The organism is Luteimonas panaciterrae, from assembly GCF_020511115.1.
Taxonomy (GTDB): Bacteria; Pseudomonadota; Gammaproteobacteria; order Xanthomonadales; family Xanthomonadaceae; genus Luteimonas; species Luteimonas panaciterrae.
Map to the genome: position 1 here is coordinate 70,142 of NZ_JAJAVH010000017.1, position 18,236 is coordinate 88,377.

General features: G+C 62.9%; 16 protein-coding genes. 9 read left to right on the plus strand and 7 right to left on the minus strand.

Annotation, left to right across the window (positions count from 1 at the left end; all coding sequences use genetic code 11):
• Positions 1 to 12: 12 nt before the first annotated feature.
• From LG367_RS17025 to LG367_RS17050, 6 genes are all read left to right on the plus strand, one after another.
• Entirely contained in the window at positions 13 to 1,518 is a 1,506-nt protein-coding gene (locus tag LG367_RS17025; protein WP_226470461.1) for an NAD(P)H-hydrate dehydratase, read from the plus strand.
• A 35-nt stretch (positions 1,519 to 1,553) separates the two neighbouring features.
• Entirely contained in the window at positions 1,554 to 2,033 is a 480-nt protein-coding gene (tsaE, locus tag LG367_RS17030) for a tRNA (adenosine(37)-N6)-threonylcarbamoyltransferase complex ATPase subunit type 1 TsaE (protein WP_226470462.1), read from the plus strand.
• Between the two features lie 88 nt (positions 2,034 to 2,121).
• Positions 2,122 to 3,753 (plus strand): N-acetylmuramoyl-L-alanine amidase, encoded by a 1,632-nt coding sequence (locus LG367_RS17035; RefSeq protein ID WP_226470463.1) that lies wholly within the window; start codon positions 2,122 to 2,124, stop codon positions 3,751 to 3,753.
• Between the two features lie 93 nt (positions 3,754 to 3,846).
• Positions 3,847 to 5,691, plus strand: coding sequence for a DNA mismatch repair endonuclease MutL (mutL, locus tag LG367_RS17040; RefSeq protein WP_226470464.1), 1,845 nt, complete (start codon positions 3,847 to 3,849; stop codon positions 5,689 to 5,691).
• A 5-nt stretch (positions 5,692 to 5,696) separates the two neighbouring features.
• Positions 5,697 to 6,683 carry a DUF1684 domain-containing protein gene (locus LG367_RS17045; RefSeq protein ID WP_425491001.1) on the plus strand — a complete coding sequence of 329 codons (987 nt, stop codon included), beginning with the start codon at positions 5,697 to 5,699 and terminating at the stop codon, positions 6,681 to 6,683.
• 25 nt (positions 6,684 to 6,708) lie between these two features.
• Positions 6,709 to 7,773: a TraB/GumN family protein gene (locus tag LG367_RS17050; protein ID WP_425491002.1), complete on the plus strand. Its 1,065-nt coding sequence runs from the start codon at positions 6,709 to 6,711 to the stop codon at positions 7,771 to 7,773.
• A gap of 3 nt (positions 7,774 to 7,776) precedes the next feature.
• Here the strand turns inward: LG367_RS17050 and rnfB are convergent, their stop codons facing one another.
• Both rnfB and metG read right to left on the minus strand, forming a co-directional pair.
• On the minus strand, positions 7,777 to 8,187 hold the full coding sequence (rnfB, locus tag LG367_RS17055; RefSeq protein ID WP_226470483.1) for an Rnf electron transport complex subunit RnfB: 411 nt from the start codon (positions 8,185 to 8,187) through the stop codon (positions 7,777 to 7,779).
• Between the two features lie 165 nt (positions 8,188 to 8,352).
• The gene (gene metG, locus LG367_RS17060; protein WP_226470466.1) at positions 8,353 to 10,419 is read right to left on the minus strand and encodes a methionine--tRNA ligase; all 2,067 of its coding nucleotides are present in this window, start codon (positions 10,417 to 10,419) and stop codon (positions 8,353 to 8,355) included.
• Positions 10,420 to 10,644: 225 nt separating this feature from the next.
• Between metG and LG367_RS17065 the strand changes: the two genes are divergently transcribed.
• Positions 10,645 to 11,211: a chalcone isomerase family protein gene (locus LG367_RS17065; RefSeq protein WP_226470467.1), complete on the plus strand. Its 567-nt coding sequence runs from the start codon at positions 10,645 to 10,647 to the stop codon at positions 11,209 to 11,211.
• A 192-nt stretch (positions 11,212 to 11,403) separates the two neighbouring features.
• Here the strand turns inward: LG367_RS17065 and LG367_RS17070 are convergent, their stop codons facing one another.
• Positions 11,404 to 11,838 (minus strand): DUF2147 domain-containing protein, encoded by a 435-nt coding sequence (locus LG367_RS17070; RefSeq protein WP_226470468.1) that lies wholly within the window; start codon positions 11,836 to 11,838, stop codon positions 11,404 to 11,406.
• Positions 11,839 to 12,003: 165 nt separating this feature from the next.
• Positions 12,004 to 14,799, minus strand: a complete 2,796-nt coding sequence (locus LG367_RS17075) for a TonB-dependent receptor plug domain-containing protein (protein ID WP_226470469.1) — start codon at positions 14,797 to 14,799, stop codon at positions 12,004 to 12,006.
• 219 nt (positions 14,800 to 15,018) lie between these two features.
• Between LG367_RS17075 and apbC the strand changes: the two genes are divergently transcribed.
• Positions 15,019 to 15,873: an iron-sulfur cluster carrier protein ApbC gene (gene apbC / locus LG367_RS17080; protein ID WP_226470470.1), complete on the plus strand. Its 855-nt coding sequence runs from the start codon at positions 15,019 to 15,021 to the stop codon at positions 15,871 to 15,873.
• 124 nt (positions 15,874 to 15,997) lie between these two features.
• Positions 15,998 to 16,567 (plus strand): dCTP deaminase, encoded by a 570-nt coding sequence (gene dcd, locus LG367_RS17085; RefSeq protein ID WP_226470471.1) that lies wholly within the window; start codon positions 15,998 to 16,000, stop codon positions 16,565 to 16,567.
• A gap of 37 nt (positions 16,568 to 16,604) precedes the next feature.
• Here dcd and LG367_RS17090 read toward each other — a convergent pair whose 3' ends face one another.
• From LG367_RS17090 to LG367_RS17100, 3 genes are all read right to left on the minus strand, one after another.
• On the minus strand, positions 16,605 to 16,892 hold the full coding sequence (locus LG367_RS17090) for a hypothetical protein (RefSeq protein WP_226470472.1): 288 nt from the start codon (positions 16,890 to 16,892) through the stop codon (positions 16,605 to 16,607).
• 126 nt (positions 16,893 to 17,018) lie between these two features.
• Positions 17,019 to 17,507 carry an OmpA family protein gene (locus LG367_RS18770; RefSeq protein WP_226470473.1) on the minus strand — a complete coding sequence of 163 codons (489 nt, stop codon included), beginning with the start codon at positions 17,505 to 17,507 and terminating at the stop codon, positions 17,019 to 17,021.
• An 11-nt stretch (positions 17,508 to 17,518) separates the two neighbouring features.
• A partial coding sequence (locus LG367_RS17100; protein WP_226470474.1) for an RHS repeat-associated core domain-containing protein occupies positions 17,519 to 18,236 on the minus strand: 718 nt, incomplete at its 5' end.

Genomic DNA, 18,236 nt, shown 5'->3' on the forward strand with positions numbered 1-18,236 from the left:
AGAATCGTGCGGATGAGCGGATCCCTCCAGCCTGCCAACGGCATGCCCCTTTACGACAGCCGCGCGCTGCGCCGCATCGAGGCGCAGGCGGATGTCTTCGGTGGCGACGAGGTGCTGATGCGGCGCGCGGGGCTGGCCGCCTGGCATGCGTCGCTGACGCACTGGCCGCGCGCTCGCCGCATCCTGGTAGTGTGCGGCCCCGGCAACAACGGTGGCGACGGCTGGGTGCTGGCGCGCCATGCGCGCGAGGCCGGGCGCGCGGTGCGTGTGCTGCAGCTGCCGTCGCACGCTTCGCGCGGTGAGCTGGCGCAGCGCATGCGTCAGGAGTTTCTCGAAGCCGGAGGCCATGCCGACGCGGCGCTGGACGATGTACCGCGGGCTGGCTCCGAACAATTCGACCTGATCGTCGACGCTCTGTTCGGCATCGGCTTCTCGCGCGTGCCGGATGCCGGGACCGCCGCGCTGATCGAGACCATCAACGCGATGCGCGTACCGGTGCTCGCACTGGATGTGCCGAGCGGCGTGGATGCCGATACCGGCCGCGTGCCGGGCGTGGCGGTCCATGCCAGCCATACCGTGCAATTCATTGGCGCGCATCTTGGTTTGGCGACGGGGGCGGCGCTCGATCATGTCGGCGTGCGCAGCGTCGCATCGTTGGACGTGCCGCGGACGATGCTGGACGAATTGCCCGTGGCGGCACATCAAATCGCAGCGGATGCGCTGCCCGGCTATCTGCCGCGCCGCCGTCGCAATACACATAAGGGCGAGTCGGGGCGTGTGCTGTGCATCGGCGGCGATCACGGCAAGGGCGGTGCGATCGCGATGTGCGCGGAAGCGGCGCTGCGCGCCGGTGCGGGCCTGGTGGATGTCGCCACGCGTGCCGAGCACGTCATCGCGTTGCTGTCGCGCAGGCCGGAAGCAATGGCGCGCGCGGTCGATGCGGCGGCATCGCTGCAACCGTTGATCGAGTCGGCAGATGTGATTGCGCTTGGCCCAGGACTGGGGCAGGGAGAGTGGGGTCATGCATTGCAAGAAGTCGCGCTGGCGGCGGGGAAATCGCTGGTGCTCGACGCGGATGCCTTGAATCTGCTGGCATCCACGCCTCGCGTTCTGCCATCCGACACGATCCTCACACCGCATCCCGGCGAAGCGGCGCGATTGCTCGGCACTTCCACGCAGGAAGTGCAAGCCAGTCGCTACGCGGCAGCGAACAGTTTGTGTGAGCGCTACGGCTGCGTGATCGTGCTGAAAGGCGCGGGAACCGTGATCGCGGCGCCCGGCGAAACGATGCGCGTGATCGCCGCGGGAAATCCCGGCATGGCGGTGGGCGGCATGGGCGACATTCTTACCGGCATCATCGCGTCGTTGCGCGCGCAAGGTCTGTCCGCATTCGATGCAGCATGCTGCGGTGCATTGCTGCATGCGGCGGCGGGCGATGCCGCCGCGCAGGAAGGTGGCGAGCGTGGATTGCTGCCTTCCGATCTGTTCGCGCACGTGCGACGCTTGGCCAACTCATGAGTGTGACCGCACCCACCGCAATGACAGTAGCCACGATGGCTCCAATCGAAATGTTCCTGCGCGACAGCGATGCCACCGATTCGCTCGCTCGCTCGCTCGCCGCGACGCAACCCGCGCGCGCGAGTGTGTATCTGCAGGGCGATCTCGGCGCCGGAAAATCCACGCTCGCGCGCGCGTGGTTGCGCGCGCTCGGCGTGACGGGCGCGGTGCGCAGTCCGACCTACACCTTGGTGGAGCGTTACGACACCACGCGCGGCGAAGCCTTGCATCTGGATCTGTATCGCATCGGTGATGCGGGTGAACTCGAATTCCTCGGGCTCGACGACAGCGACGCCGCGCTGTGGCTGGTCGAATGGCCCGAACGCGGGCAGGGCGGCTTGCCGCCCCCGGACCTGCGGGTGGAGCTGGCGGTGCAGGGGACTGGCCGTGCAGCCCGGCTGGTCCCAGCCAGCCCGGCGGGGGCGACCTGGTTAGCCCGGCTATCCGAGTTTTGGTGGGTTGCGGCCCTTTCCTGAATCGAACCCGTAGCAAAGGTCGCCAGGCTACGGATTTTTAAGGGAAAACTGATTGCAAAAATGCGCGCTTGGTGCTTGACTAAGGCGCATGCGAGTCAAGGGGGCCACCTTCCAACAATTCCTGCTCGGCCTGGCCTTATTGGCCGCGCTGGCGTGGAATCTTGCGCGCGCCTCTGAAATCAATCACTTGCGTGTGAATGCCGGCGCCACGGGCACCCGTGCCGAGGTCGTCCTGGACAAGCAGGCCGAATTCCAGGTCCTGACCCTGGCCAACCCCGACCGCTTGGTCGTCGATCTGCCGGGCACCAGCCTGGGCCGCGGCGTGAAGCTGCCGGGGCCGGCGGGCCTGGTGAAATCCGTTCGCAGCGGCCATCCCGTGCCGGGAACGACCCGCATCGTCTTCGATCTCAATGCATCGGTCGTGGCGCTGAAGCCGCGTTTCGAGAACGGGCCGGACGGCAGCCGTCTGGTCCTCGAATGGCCGGGCGACGAAGGTGCCGGTCCGGCATCCGCCACGGCGAGCACCGCGTCGGCTCCGACACCCGCTCCGGCCAATCCGGCGCAAACGGTTGCCCAGACTCCGGCATCTCCGGGGCCGGCCCCGTCCGAAGCCGATCAGTCCGCAGCTTCGGCCGCCGCGACTTCGCGGTTGATCGCCTCCGCCGTGCAGCCCAGCGGTTCCCAGCCCTCCGCCCAGACTCAGAATCCGGCATCGCCGCCGCAACCGCAGCCAACGAGCGAACCGTCGTTGCAGCGGACGATGCCGTCCACGTCTTCACCCTCCAGCGGCACGCCTTTCAACGGTGCGACCGCTAGTGTTCCCACCCGCATCGCGACGGGCGTCCCGACGCGCATCGCCACCGGTGTGCCGACGCCGGTCACTCCTGCGCCTGCGCAGTCCTCCCCCGAGGAAGACGCGCCGCGCCCGCCGACACGCGCCTGGACGCGCGGCATGCGCCCGCTGGTCGTCGCCATCGATCCCGGCCACGGCGGTCAGGATCCCGGCGCGATCGGCATGAACGGCAAGCGCGAAAAGGACGTCACGCTGGCGATCGGCCGCGAACTCGCGCGCCAGATCAATGCCACGCCCGGCCTGAAGGCCTACATGACCCGTGATCGCGACGTGTTCATCCCGCTGCCGCGCCGCGCGCAGCTGGCGCGCGCCGCCAAGGCCGACATCTTCGTCTCGATCCATGCCGACGCCGCGGAGAATCGCAGCGCCAATGGCTCCTCCGTCTACGTGCTGTCGCTGAAGGGCGCCTCCTCGCAGCGCGCGCGCTGGCTCGCCGACAAGGAAAACGCCGCCGACCTGATCGGCGGGCGCATGCCGGCCGCCGACAACACGCTGGCCTCGGTGCTGCTCGACCTCACCCAGAGCGGCCACATGAAGGCGTCGGAAGACGCCGCCAACCATGTCCTGAGTGGTCTGTCGCGCGTCGGCAGCAACCACAAGGCCCGCATCGAGCGCGCCAACTTCGCCGTGCTGCGCACCTCCGACATGCCGGCGATGCTGGTGGAGACGGCCTTCATCTCGAATCCTGAGGAAGAGCGCCTGCTCTCCGACCCGTCCTACCAGCGCACGCTGGCACGCGCGGTGCTCGGTGGCATCGACGCCTATTTCCAGCAGCAGCCGCCGCCCGGCACGATGTACGCCGCGCGCGCCGATGCGGGCGGTGCCTCGTCGGGCATCGGCGGAGCGGGTGGGGGCGGTAGCCCCTAAGCGCGCGAGACGGGTAGCAGAGAGGACGATGCGGGAACGGAAAGTTGCCCGGCGTCTCCCGTCGATTTCTTCCGTCTCCCGTATCATTCCCGGGTGAGCATCCGTCAGCTTCCCGAAATCCTCATCAATCAGATCGCCGCCGGCGAAGTCGTCGAGCGTCCCGCCTCCGTCGTCAAGGAGTTGGTCGAGAACGCACTCGACGCCGGCGCGCGCCGCATCGACATCGACCTGGAAGAAGGCGGTGTCCGCCTGATCCGCGTGCGTGATGACGGCGGCGGCATCGCCGCGGACGAACTCCCGCTGGCGATATCGCGCCACGCCACCAGCAAGATCGCGTCGCTGGACGATCTCGAATCCGTCGCCACCCTGGGCTTCCGTGGCGAAGCCCTGCCTTCGATCGCCTCGGTCAGCCGCTTCGTGCTCAGTTCGCGGCGCAACGAGGACGAGCGCGGGACGGCCCTGCATGTGGAAGGCGGCAACGTCGGCGAACTCGCGCCGAAGCAGCATCCGCGCGGTACCACCGTCGAGGTGCGCGACCTGTTCTACAACGTGCCGGCGCGGCGCAAGTTCCTGCGCGCCGAGCGCACCGAGCTCGGTCATATCGAGGAATGGCTGCGCTCGCTGGCGTTGGCGCGTCCGGATGTGGAACTGCGCGTCTCGCACAACGGCAAACCATCGCGTCGCTACAAGGGCGACGGCGAACTGTTCTCCGGCGAGCGCCTGGTCGAAACCCTGGGCGAGGAATTCGCCAAGCATGCGCTGCGCGTCGAACACGAAGCCGCCGGGCTGCACCTGCACGGCTGGATCGCGCAGCCGGTGTATTCGCGTGCCAGCGCCGATCAGCAATACCTCTACGTCAACGGCCGCAGCGTGCGCGATCGCAATGTCGCGCACGCGGTGAGGCAGGCTTACGCCGACGTGCTGTTCCACGGCCGCCAGCCGGCCTACGTATTGTTCCTGGAACTCGATCCGACGCGGGTCGACGTCAACGTGCATCCGGCCAAGCACGAGGTGCGGTTCCGCGATTCGCGGCTGGTCCACGATTTCGTCTATCGCACGCTGCACGACGCGCTCGCGGAAACGCGCGCGGGCGCCGGTGCCGCGGTCTCGACGGGCGCATCGCAACCGATGGCGATCACGGAGAGCGGGATGCAGGCCGCTCCCGCATGGTCGTCGAATCCGCCGCCATACGCGTTCGGCGCGTCGCAGCAGGGGCTTTCGCTACGCGTGGACGAAGCCCGCGCAGCTTATGCATCGCTTTATGGAACGCCTTCCGCGCCGGCCATGCAGCCGACGGGATCGGAAGCCCCCATCGTCGCGAACTACGGCTTGCCCGAAACGCGCGACGACAGCGTGCCGCCGCTTGGTTACGCGATCGCGCAGCTGCACGGCATTTACGTGCTCGCCGAAACCGCCGACGGCCTGATCGTCGTCGACATGCACGCTGCGCACGAGCGCATCGGCTACGAAAAACTGAAGAACGCGCACGACGGCGAGGGCCTGCGCACGCAACCGCTGCTGGTGCCGCAGAGTGTCGCCGTGAGCGAGCGCGAGGCTGACGTTGCCGAGCGCGAGGCCACGACCCTGGCCGAACTCGGTTTCGAACTCACGCGCACCGGCCCGCAGACGCTGCTGCTGCGCAGCGTGCCGGCATTGCTGGCCCAGGGCGACACCGAAGCCCTGTTGCGCGATGTGCTGACCGATCTGCGCGAGCATGGTGAAAGCCTGCGCGTGAAATCGGCGCGCGACGAATTGCTTTCGACGATGGCCTGCCATGGTGCCGTTCGCGCGCATCGTCGCCTGACCGTTCCGGAGATGAACGCGCTGCTGCGCGAGATGGAAGCCACCGAGCGCTCCGGACAATGCAATCACGGGCGCCCGACCTGGGCGCGCTTCACCCTTCCCGAAATCGACCGCTGGTTCCTGCGAGGACGCTGATGACAATGCGCAAGACGATGGTGCGCTCCATGAAGGTATGTTTCATGCTGTTGTGCGGCTGCGCGCTCGCGGCGTGTGGTGAATCCTCGCAATCGTCGTCGGCATCGACGACGGCCAAGCCGGAATCGGCACCGGCATCGGCGCCGGCGAAACCCGCCAGTCCCGCTTTCGCCGCCGAGGAGAACGCCTGGCGCAAGGAACGCCACGACAACCTGCTCAAGCCCGACGGCTGGACCAGTCTGATCGGCCTGCACTGGATTCAGCTCAAGGCGCATTACATTGGCAGCAGTCCGGGTAGCGGCATCCGCCTCGCCAAGGGGCCGGAGAAGATGGGCTTGCTGCAGCAGCAAGACGACAAGCTGTTCTTCACGCCGGAGCGAGGCGTGGTGCTGACCCTCGACGACAAGCCGCTCAAGAGCCGCGTGCAATTGTTCGACGACAAGAGCGAGACGCCGAGCGTCATCGGCTTCGACGACGGCAAGGGCAAGATCACGGTGATCGAGCGCAGCGGTCGTCGCGCCTTGCGCGTCAAGCATGCCGATGCGGAAACCCGCACCGGATTCGCCGGACTCGAATACTGGCCGGCCGATCCGTCGTGGAAGGTCGACGCCAAGTTCGTCGCCAACGCACCGGGCAAGACGATTCCGATTCCCGACATCATCGGCGACACCAACGACGTGCCGAATCCGGGCGCGGTCGAGTTCCAGCGTGATGGCAAGACCTATCGCATCGAGGCGCTGGACGAGGGCGACGGCAGCCTCTTCCTGATCTTCGCCGATCGCACCAACGGCCATGGCAGCTACAGCGCGGGACGTTTCCTCTACGCCGACAAACCCGACGCCACCGGCAAGGTCGTGCTCGATTTCAATCGCGCCTACAACCCGCCGTGCGCGTTCACGTCGTTCGCGACCTGTCCGCTGCCGCCGCCGGAGAACCGGCTCGATCTCGCGGTCACGGCCGGCGAGAAGCAGTACGCCGCGTCCAAGCACTGATCCGAAGGACGCCATGCTCACGATGATGCCGATCGCAAAACTCCGTGCCGCGCTGCTGCCGTTGGCGGCCTGTCTCCTGCTGATCAGCGGCGCCGATGCGCAGTCGCCGGCGGCTCAGGCTCCGGCGCCTGCCGTGCAGCCGCCTGTTGTGCATTCGAGCCCGCCGGTGGAAACCGTCGTGCTCGTGCCGCCGAAGGACCCGCCGGTGCCGCTGCTGTGGAAGGTGTCCGATGCGGACAATGCGGTCTATCTGCTGGGTTCGTTCCATCTGCTCAAACCCGATGACTATCCTTTGTCGTCGGATGTGAACAAGGCATTCGCCGACTCGAAATCGCTGGTATTCGAACTCGGACCGGATGAGATGACCTCGCCGCAACTGGGATTGCGGATGGCGCAGGCGGCGATGCGTCTGGATGGCAAGACGCTCGATAGCGAACTGTCGCCCGAGTTGAGGGCGAAGTTGAAAGCGTGGATCGACGCCAACCAGAGTTCCTTGCAGCAGATCGGCATGCCGCCGCAGGCGCTGCAGCGTTTCGAGCCGTGGTACGTTGGTCTGCTGATCACGCTGATCGAGATGAACAAATATGGCCTCGATGCCAAGCTCGGCCTCGATCAGCATTTCATCGCGGCCGCCGCAGCGGCGAAGAAGCCGGCTTCCGGTCTGGAAACGGCAGACGAGCAGATCGCCTTCCTCGACGGGATGAACGGCGATGAGCAGTTGCAGTTCCTCGATGAATCCATCTCGGAAGCGAACGAGGGCAACAAGGAAATCGAGGACATGCACACGGCCTGGCGCGCCGCCGATGAAGCCAAGCTGTGGGACGAAATGGCGGCGGAGATGAAGCAGGAATATCCCAGGTTGTACCAGCGCATCAACGTCGCGCGCAACGATACCTGGGTGCCGAAGATCGAGGCGATGCTGAGCGCGCCTGGGACCGACGACAAGCTGGTGGTGGTCGGGACGCTGCATCTGCTGGGCAGCGACGGCGTCGTCGAGAAACTGCGTGCGAAGGGCTATACGGTCGAGCGCATCTGCTCGGTCTGCAAGACCCAGGGCGCCGCGCCGAAAAAGAAATCGCGCCAGCGCTGATCGTCAGGCGCTGGCAACCATCTCGATGCAATCGACCGGACAGGCGGGCACGCAAAGCTCGCAGCCGGTGCATAGCGGTTCGAGCACGGTGTGCATCAGTTTCGAACCGCCGATGATGGCGTCGACCGGGCAGGCCTGGATGCACTTGGTGCAGCCGATGCAGTCGGCCTCGATGACGATGGCGATGCTTGGCGGTTTGTGCGCCCCGCGCGTTCGGTCGTAAGGCTTTTCGGGGACGTCCAGCAATCTTGCCAACGCGCGTGCGCCCGCGTCGCCGCCGGGCGGGCAGCGATCGATGTCTGCCTCGTGACGCGCCATCGCTTCGGCATAAGGCCGGCAGCCGTCGTAGCCGCATTGCCCGCATTGGGTTTGCGGGAGAAGGCGGTCGATGCGTTCGACGAGATTGGCGGACATCAGGTCAGTAATCTGGAAGCTACGCGTAGCGTACTGCTGTTGCTCGTCATTCCCGCGAAGGCGGGAATCCATGGACTTTGTTATCGGTTATCCGATGGGACGAAAGTCCTTGGATTCCCGCCTTCGCAGGAATGACGAGCAGAGCGTAGGGCATCGCCCGTGGCTTCATCGCACCGGCATGCCCGGCTGCGCGCCGGCATCGACGTCGAGCAGCTTCAGCTCGCCGCCGTCAAAACCGGCGGACAGGATCATGCCTTCGCTCACGCCGAAACGCATCTTGCGCGGCGCCAGATTGGCGATGAAGACGACGCTGCGCCCAACCAGTTTCTCCGGCTCGCCGTAGCTGGCGCGAATACCCGAGAAGATCTGGCGCGTGCCCAGTTCGCCGGCATCCAGTTCGAAGCGCAGCAGCTTGTCCGAGCCGTCGACAAAGGAGCAGGCCAGCACCTTGCCGATGCGCAGATCGAGCTTTGCGAAATCGTCGATGCCAACCGTTTCGCCGAGCGCCGGTGCCGCGGATGTGGCCGGAGCGGCAGCGGCGGGTGCGGCCTTCGCGGCTTCGTTGCCATTGACGGTGGGCGAGAGGGTTTCCTTGCTGGCTTCGGTCATGGCTTCGATCTGTTTCGGGTCGATTCGGGTGAACAGTGGCGTGTAGGGCTGGATCACGTGGTCGAGCAACGGCGCGTCGAGCGCGTGCCAGTTGTCGAGCGGCGTGGCGAGGAAGTTCGCGATCTGGTGTGCCATCGCCGGCAATACCGGCGCGAGCGCCGCGGACAGAACGCGGAACAGGTTCAGCCCTTGCGTGCAGACGCGCTGCAACTCGTCCTCGGCGCCTTCCTGCTTCGCCAACACCCAAGGCTTGTGGTCGTCGATGTAGCGGTTGGCTTCGTCGGCCAGCGCCATGGTCGCGCGCAATGCGGATGCGGGGTCGTTGCGTTCGTAGGACTCGCGCACGGGTGCGAGCGCCTCGACGAAGCGCGCATACATCGCCGCATCGGGCAACGCTGCGGCGAGGCGGCCGGCGAAACGCTTCTCGATGAAGCCGGCGCAGCGGCTGGCGAGGTTGACGAACTTGCCGACCACGTCCGAATTCACACGCGCGACGAAATCGCTGAGGTTGAGGTCGAGATCGTCGACGCCGCCCGAGGATTTCGCGGCGAAGTAGTAGCGCAAGGCTTCCGGTGGCAGGCCGCTGTCGAGATACGTGCGCGCCATGACGAAGGTGCCGCGCGATTTCGACATCTTGGCGCCGTCCACCATCAGATAGCCGTTGACGTGCAGCCGCGTCGGCGCGCGGAAACCGGCGCCATGCAATACGGCCGGCCAGAACAGGCCGTGGAAGTTGACGATGTCCTTGCCGATGAAATGGTGCATCTCCGCCGCGCTGTCGCGGGCCAGATAATCGAAGAAATTCAGACCAGTGCGCTCGCACAGCGCCTGGAAGCTGCTGAGATAACCGATCGGCGCGTCCAGCCAGACGTAGAGGAACTTGCCGGGATGGCCGGGAATCTCGAAGCCGAAGTAGGGTGCATCGCGCGAGATGTCCCAGGCGCGCAGCCCGCCTTCGCCATCCAGCCATTCCTGCAGCTTCGCTTTCACGCCGGACGTGGCGACGTCGCCCGACAGCCATTCGCGCAGGAAGGCATCGAACTGGCCGACCTCGAAGAAGAAATGCTCCGACTCGCGCAGCTCCGGCGTCGCGCCGCTGACCACGGAGTACGGTGATTTCAATTCGGTGGGCGAGTACGTCGCGCCGCAGTTCTCGCAGTTGTCACCGTACTGATCCGGCGTGCCGCAGTTGGGGCAGATGCCCTTGACGTAGCGGTCGGGCAGGAACATGCCCTTCACCGGGTCGTACAGCTGCGCCACCGAGCGCCGCGAGATGTGGCCGTTGGCGTCGAGCTTCGTGTAGAACGCCTCGGTCAGCGCGCGGTTGCGTTCGGAGTTGGTCGAGTCGTAATGATCGAACGCCACCCCGAACGCGGCGAAATCGCGCTCGTGGCTGGCCTGGATGCCGGCGATGAACTGCTCCGGCGTGGTTCCGGCCTTTTCCGCCGCCAGCATGATCGGTGTGCCGTGCGTATCGTCGGCGCAGACGAAATGCGTGGTCGCACCCGCCATTCGCCGCGCGCGCACCCAGATGTCGGCCTGGATGTAGCCCACCAGATGGCCGAGATGGAGCGGCCCGTTGGCGTAGGGCAGGGCGGTCGTGACGAGGGCGGTGCTGGACATGATGCGTGTTGTGGTGGGGCGGCTGTTCTAGGTAATGCTTGGATTATCACATGCGAAGGGAGGGCAACGGCTTCCGTTCAGCCCGGCGGGAGGACCATTCCGTCGCGGAACTGCCGTGTTATGTTCCGCCGACTCGATCTCCGGGAGGGGGCGGGTGCTGATGCCGCGCCGATAGCGCGGCTTTCGACCGGTGATTTTTCGACCACAGCCATTGGAGTCAACAGCATGAAACGCCTTGTTTTGTTTCTCTTGCTTGCTACCGCCACCGCCGCAGCACCTGCCGCTCAGGTCTCCGGCGTCAAACTCGAGGATTCGGTGACCGTCGGCGGAACCAATCTGGTGCTCAACGGCGCCGGTGTGCGCGTCAAGTACGCCATGTTCAAGGTCTATGTGATCGGCCTGTACGTGCCGGCGAAGACCAAGGACGGCAGTGCCATCCAGAACGCCAAGGAGCCGCGCCGCGCCGTGCTGGTGATGAAGCGCGACCTCGAGGCCGCCACGCTGTCCGAAGCTTTCCACGAAGGCCTGGAGAACAGCCTCTCGAGCGCTGAGTTCAATGCGCTCAAGCCGCAGATCGCCGAACTGGATGGATTGTTCAAGCAGGTCGGCAACGTGAAAGAGGGTGACCGCCTGACTCTGGATTTCAGCGCCGAGGGCAATACCCGGATCAGCTACAAGGGCAAAGAGCTCGATGAAATCCGCAGCCCGCAGATGGTGTCGGCGCTGCTGGGACTCTGGGTCGGCAAGAAGCCGGTCCAGGAAGACCTCAAGGCCGCATTGCTGAAAGGGTGAGCGACCGCGCTTAGTCGATGCCCTATCGGCATCGACTGCGGTCGCGAACGCCCGGCCATGGATGGCCGGGCCGGACGATCCGAAGCCTGTATCGCGCCGCCATGGATGGCATCACGCACTGACCAGGTACGACCGATGCGCACAGCATCCGTCGCAATGACTCAGATCATCTGAATCACGAAGGCACCACGTCTACTGACGCTGCCACACCTGCTGCCGGCACAGAAAAACGATACACCCCGACATGCCAAGCTTCTGCCCACCATCCAGCAGCTCCAGTTTCGACTTGTAGGTCTTGCCCTTCTCGGGATCGAGCACGGTTCCGCTGTTCCAGATCTGCCCGTCCTTCTTCAAGCCCCACAGGATGGTCATCCCCTTGATCGGCTTGTTCTTGTTGGCGCCCTGGCACTTCTCGCATACCGGATTCGGTCCATGATCGGACTGCAGGATCTCCACCACCTTGCCCTGCAGTGTCCCGTTCGATGCCTGGGTGATCTCCACGATCGACTTCGCCTTGCCGGTTTCGTCATCGATGGTTTTCCAGCGGCCGATCGGTGAATCCTGCGCGGATGCGGCGGCAGGTAGCAATGCGAGCAGGAACAGGCAAGCGAAGGATCGGATGCGCATCTTTCTCTCCCGGAAGGACTGACAGCCCTAGCGTACCCGATGCGTCTTCGCGTTGCCGCTACCGATGGGGCATGCCTGGTCGAGCGCTCATGCCCGAGGATTCGATTCTGGATCGGCCAAAAAGCAGAAGCCCGGCTTTCGCCGGGCTTCTGGGGCTTGCATGGATCAGTTGAACTTGTACTTGAAGCTGGCGAAGACCTCGCGGCCGATCGGGCTATAGGCGCGCCAGAAGAACGGATACGTGTTGTAGCTATTGTCCGTCGGATGCAGCTCGTCGAACACATTGTTGACCGCGATGCCGATCGTGGCCTTCTCAGTGATTTCCTTCTGAACTGCCAGGTTCCAGATGACATAGGAGCCAATACGGCCAGTTTCTTCCCAGTTCGGCAGCGAGCCCCAACGATAGCCGTTGAGGTTGACGGTCCAGTCATCCAACTCCCAATTCACTTCCCAGTTGATGCGGCTGCGGAAGTTGAAGTACTGCTTGTCGTCGCGGATATTGCGAATCTCGGCACCGGGGAATAGCTGTTCTTCCATCTTCAGGACGTGGGTCCAGCCCAGGCCGAAGTTGAACTGACCCAGGCGATCTGTATCCAGGCGATAGCGCCAGCGCGCGTCGATACCACTGGTTTTTAGCATGGCCTGATTGATCGGGAACGAACGGTAGAAATCAACCTCGTCATCATTGATCTCGTCTACCCCCAAACGGGTAACCAGGCCAGTGAAGAATTGGCAGCTGGACGAATTGGGATCAACGGGGTTGCCCGCACGATCCGTGCCAAGACGGCAGGCAGCCTCTTCACGGAACAAGTATCCGGTATTGATGTCGTCAACGGCGCCTTCGAGCTTGATGTTGTAGTAGTCCATGCTCACCGACATGCCGTCGATGACGTCCCACACGAAACCGGCGGTATAGGACTTGCCTTCTTCCTCTTCCAAATCCTTGCTGCCGCGACGTAGGCCGAAGACCTGATAGGTATATGCCGCCGTTTGGCAAATATCATCGGTAGCATTATGGCCGTCGCGCCGGCAGCGATACTCGTCAGGAATTTGGGTGAAGAAGCCGGATTCCTCGGCGAAGATGTAGTGCATGTCCGGAGCGCGGAAGCTGGTGGCATAGCCGCCACGCAACAGCAGGCTCTCGACCGGACGATATTCCAGGCCGGCCGACCAAGTGAATGCGCCGTTCACGTCCGTGACGTCGTCGTACTTGTCGTAGCGACCGGCCAGGCTCGCCTTCAGCGGTTCGAAGATCGGAATGCTGAGCTCGACGCCGATCGCGTAGCGGTCGCGTTCGCCGCCGCCACCGGTGCCGGTCAGGTTGTAGATCGGCTCGGAACCGGCGTAGTTGGGGTCGATGCGCGGATCGGGATTGAGTTCGTACTTCTGACGTGCGCCTTCGATGACGGCAGCGATGCCAACCGGTCCGGCGGGTAATTCAAAGAGATCGCCAGAGATCGTGAACGAAGCCTGCGAGACTTCCGACTCGGCGTCGGTCTTCACCTTGGTGATCAAGGATTGGAAGGTATCCGGGCTAAGCGGAGAGAAGTAGCGGTCAATATTTATTTCATGAACCGGATAAGGGCCCGCCATGCCGAGTTGCGGTCCGAGGAAGTAATCCCTGACTTTGTTCTCTAGGAAGCGAGGCTGACTTGTTTCCAGCTTATAACGAGCATGGGAAACCGTAGCCTCCCAATCGAATCGGTCATTGAAGAGTGAGCCGCGCAATCCCGCCGCAACGTCAATGGAACGTTCATTGACCTTAGTCTGGTTGGCCTCCAGACCGCCACCTTCGTTGGGCGTGAAAATGCGCTGCCCATCAAGAATTCCGTCAATGTTTGGATCATAGAAAAGGCCCGGTTGCCAGAATTGCGTCGCCGACGCGATCTTGGCGTCTGCTTTCGACGCGCTGAGCTGCGCGAAGGCCTGTAAGCCATTGCTGAAATCATATGTGCCATACAGATATGCACTCAGATTGCTATCTGAATTGCGGATTTCCTGTGTGGCGGGATAGCCGAAGTAGCCGCAGACCCCACGCTTTTCAAGCTCGAAGTCGGGGGCGAAGCGAGCGCAAGTCGAGGCGGCGTCCTCACCATCAGGATAGACATATGCATTCAAGCCAGTACCGATTGAACGGTTGCGCAAGCGGATGCCGATCGTGGCAGTAGCATTTTCAGGGCCTGCCTTTGGATCATCGCGATACGAATCCATGAAATCACGCTGCGAAGCGAAGATTTCCTCGCGCGACAGATACTCGAAGGCGTAGGTGAGGTTCCACTTTTCGCCGGTCTTGCCGCCGACCCACTGCAAGCGCGCGCTATCGCCGCCGCCACGGGTGGTGGTGCCGCCGCGCAGGGTGAACTCGTCGCCGTCGAAGTTGGTCTTCATGACGATGTTGACCACGCCGGCCACGGCGTCGGAGCCGTAGATCGCCGAGGCGCCGCCCGAGAGCACTTCCACGCGCTCGATGGCCGCTGCCGGGATGTTGGCCAGGTTCACGGCGTTGGACTGGCTGTTGTACGGCATCGGATAGTCAGCCGTGCGGCGGCCGTTGATCAGGATCAACTGGTAGCCGGGGCCGAGGCCGCGCAGGTTCAGGAAGCTGGCGTTCGGCGTGAAGCCGCTCTGGTTGAGTTCGTTCTGCACTGTGCCGGTGAACTGGGTCAGCGTCGTCAGTGCGTCGTAAACGGTGGAAAAGCCTTGCTTTTCAATGTCATCGGCGGTGATCACGGTCACCGGTGTCGGGCCTTCGATTTCCGCTCGCTTGATGCGCGAGCCGACGACCGTCACCTTGTCGAGCTGGGTCGTTGAGGAAGACGATGCTTCACTCGTGGCTTGCGGGTTTGCTTGTGCTTCCTGCCCTTCCTGGGCCAGAGCGACACCGCAAGCCGGCATCAACAGTGCCGCTGACAGCGCGGCCGTCAATTGGTGTCGTTTAACTCCCCATGCATGAACTTTCATCATTGAATCCCCTAGTAATATCAACAAGTTACGTCCCTTAACGACAAACTTCACATGTCGTACACGTGAACTTAACATGATATTAATAGCGCTGCCACATTCATCTGCCAGCCAGAATCGACGGACGCGGTTGCTCCCGGGATTTTGTGCGTTGCACAATCCCGAGATTGAGTTCCCGATGCGGAGCAAACCATGCAACCCCAGACCCGGACGGCCCCGATGAGCGCGCGTCCTCCTTCCCATGTCGTCCAGCCGAACCTGCAGCCGCTGGCTCGCATCCGAAACATCATCGCGATTGGCTCGGGAAAGGGCGGCGTGGGCAAGTCCACGACCGCGGTGAACCTGGCCCTGGCCCTGGCCGCCGACGGCGCGCGGGTCGGCGTGCTGGATGCCGACGTCTACGGCCCTAGCGTGCCGATGATGCTGGGCTTGTCCGGCCGGCCGGACAGCCCGGATGGAAAATCGATCGAGCCGATGCACGCCCACGGCATCGAGGCGATGTCGATCGGATTGCTGGTTGACCAGGACACGCCGATGATCTGGCGCGGCCCGATGGCTACCTCGGCGCTGACGCAGTTGCTCAACGAGACGCTCTGGGGCGGCGAGGAAGGCTTGGACTACCTGATCGTCGATCTGCCGCCCGGCACCGGCGACATCCAGCTGACGCTGGCGCAGAAGATTCCGGTGGCCGGCGCGGTGATCGTCACCACGCCGCAGGACGTAGCGACGCTGGATGCCAGGAAGGCACTGAAGATGTTCGAGAAGGTGCAGGTGCCGGTGCTGGGCCTGATCGAGAACATGGCGATCCACGTGTGCTCGAATTGCGGTCATGCCGAACACATCTTCGGCAGCGGCGGCGGCGAGAAGATGGCCGCGCAGTACGGCGTTCCGCTGCTGGGCTCGCTGCCGCTGGAGATCGGCATCCGCGAGCAGGGCGATGCCGGCAAGCCGATCGTGGCGGCGATGCCGGATTCGCCCGCCGCGCAAGCCTATCGTCAGGCCGCGCGCAGGCTGGTGGAGGAGTTGGCGAAGCGGCCGCGCGCGGCGACGCCGATCTCGGCCTCGCTGCTGTAAGCGTGAAGCACCTGACGACTCCATCCGCCCGGATTCCGGGCGCTTCGACGGCATGCGCCTACGACGCCATGGGCCGACGTCCTACAATATCCACATTCGGCCGCAAGGCCTTCGGGAAGCACGCATGAGCATCAAGAGTGACCGCTGGATTCAGCGGATGGCGAAAGAGCACGGCATGATCGAGCCGTTCGAGCCGGGACAGGTGAAGACCGCCGCCGACGGCCATCGCATCGTCAGCTACGGCACCTCCAGCTACGGTTACGACGTGCGCTGCTCGCGCGAGTTCAAGGTGTTCACCAACATCAACTCGACGATCGTCGATCCGAAACATTTCGACAGCGGCAGCTTCGTCGACATCGAAGCGGACGTCTGCATCATTCCGCCGAACTCCTTCGCACTGGCACGCACCGTCGAGTACTTCCGCATCCCGCGCGATACGCTGGTCGTGTGCCTGGGCAAGAGCACCTACGCGCGCTGCGGCATCATCGTCAACGTGACGCCGCTGGAGCCGGAATGGGAAGGCCACGTCACGCTCGAATTCAGCAACACCACGCCGCTGCCGGCGCGCATCTACGCCAACGAAGGCGTGGCGCAGATGCTGTTCTTCCAGTCGGACGAAGTGTGCGAGACCTCGTACCGGGATCGCGGCGGCAAGTATCAGGGGCAGACCGGCGTCACCTTGCCGCGCACTTGAATTCCTATCGCCGGGAATTCGCGGCGGGAAAGAACGGCTAGGGCTTCTGGTAGGTCACGAAGAAGCCCTGCAGATCGCCGTTCTCGATGTAGGGCTGCACACTGACCACTTTGTAGCCACGAGTCGCGAAGGCCTGATGCGCCTTGCTGAGCGAATTCGCCGCGCCCTGATTACGGAAACCCCAGCTGGCGTCGACCCAGATCGTCGCCGCGAGCAAGCCATCGCGCGCGGCCTCGGCGGCTGATTTCTCGGGCGATTTGTCGAATAGCGCGGCTTGCGCGGACAGGGCGGAGACAAACAGTAGTGCGAAGAATATAGATTTCATTAACAAATTCTCTCGATTGGAGAAGGTGGAATGGCTATTGCTTGTTCGAGTTGCGTGAGAGATTTGTTGTGAAATTAATACGAATTAATTTCTGCCCTTCATTAGTTTCGGCTATGTTTGGTGCGCTTAAGGAGCAGCCTCGTAACTGATGTAGGCCCGCCTGTTTCGGGCCCGGCCATCCTCTGTTTCATTGTCTCCGATGGCTCTCGCGCTGCCTAATCCATGAGGAACATCTAGTCGCGACTTGGGTATGCCTTGCTCAATTAACCAATCATGCAATGAGCTGGCTCTTCGCAACGACAACTTCATGCATTCGACGTCTGAACACTCCTTCGAGTCGGTGAAGCCAAGCACTCTTAAGGTTACATTAGATGGCATCTTCTTGAGCACTGCGAGATCGTTTTTAAGGGCCTCGCGATCACGTGGGCTGGATAAAGCACTCAATAATGAGCCGTTAGAAGACGGTTCGCCAGCTTTGAAGTTGATGCCCCAAAAATCGCCTGGATTAACAGAGTAGCCACGCCTGTCATCCGTAACAGTGGGAGTTACTGAAGAGTGGTTCGCACAGCCCAAGATCGCAGTCGTCAACAGACCTGCCGGCAAACAAAATTTCATGAAAAATCGCCTCACCGGCAGCTACCCTCGCTTGACCCGGCGCACGACGACATTACCGACATTCCCGCTCTTGCGTCGATGGCTTTTTCGTCTATGCCACTCCCTGGATTCCAAGGCGTCCAAAGGTTGTTGGAATTCTGGAGGAAGCCGGTAGCTTTTTGATAAAAGGCCTCTGTACGATAACCTGACTGTTCCCGATTAAATCGTTCCGTCCTGGAGCCTGGAAACCCTTCGTTGACGATACGTACGCCATGATCGCCTTCATGCAAGCTCCTCATGGATAAGCCGTTAACTAGGCCGGATTCTCCGGGACTCTTTGATCCAATAGCATTCAGATCGAAAGTAACGCTTCCTTTTCCTTCGCGGTCTGTATTGATCTGAGCAAAATCTCCCTTTAGATCACCAAATGATACTTTTACATCAGTATTGCCTTTTTCGCCAAAGAAGTTCACAGCGGCATTTAGAGTGCTTCTTTGTTCTTGGGTCAACTTTGAGCTAGTAGAGGCTTCTTTAGCCATGCTGATTGCTTTATCAAAGTTTCCACAATCTGTCTTGCTACCTGAGCAGGCATAGCGCCCATCCGGATCAGTGAACTTGTAGGGATTGTTGTTGGCGTACCAGTAGCGATTGAAGTTCTGTCCAGGCTTCTCGTATGCCGTGACCGGATCGACGGAGAGGAACCGCCCGATATTGGGATCGTAGTACCGCTGCTGCATGTAGTTCAGCCCG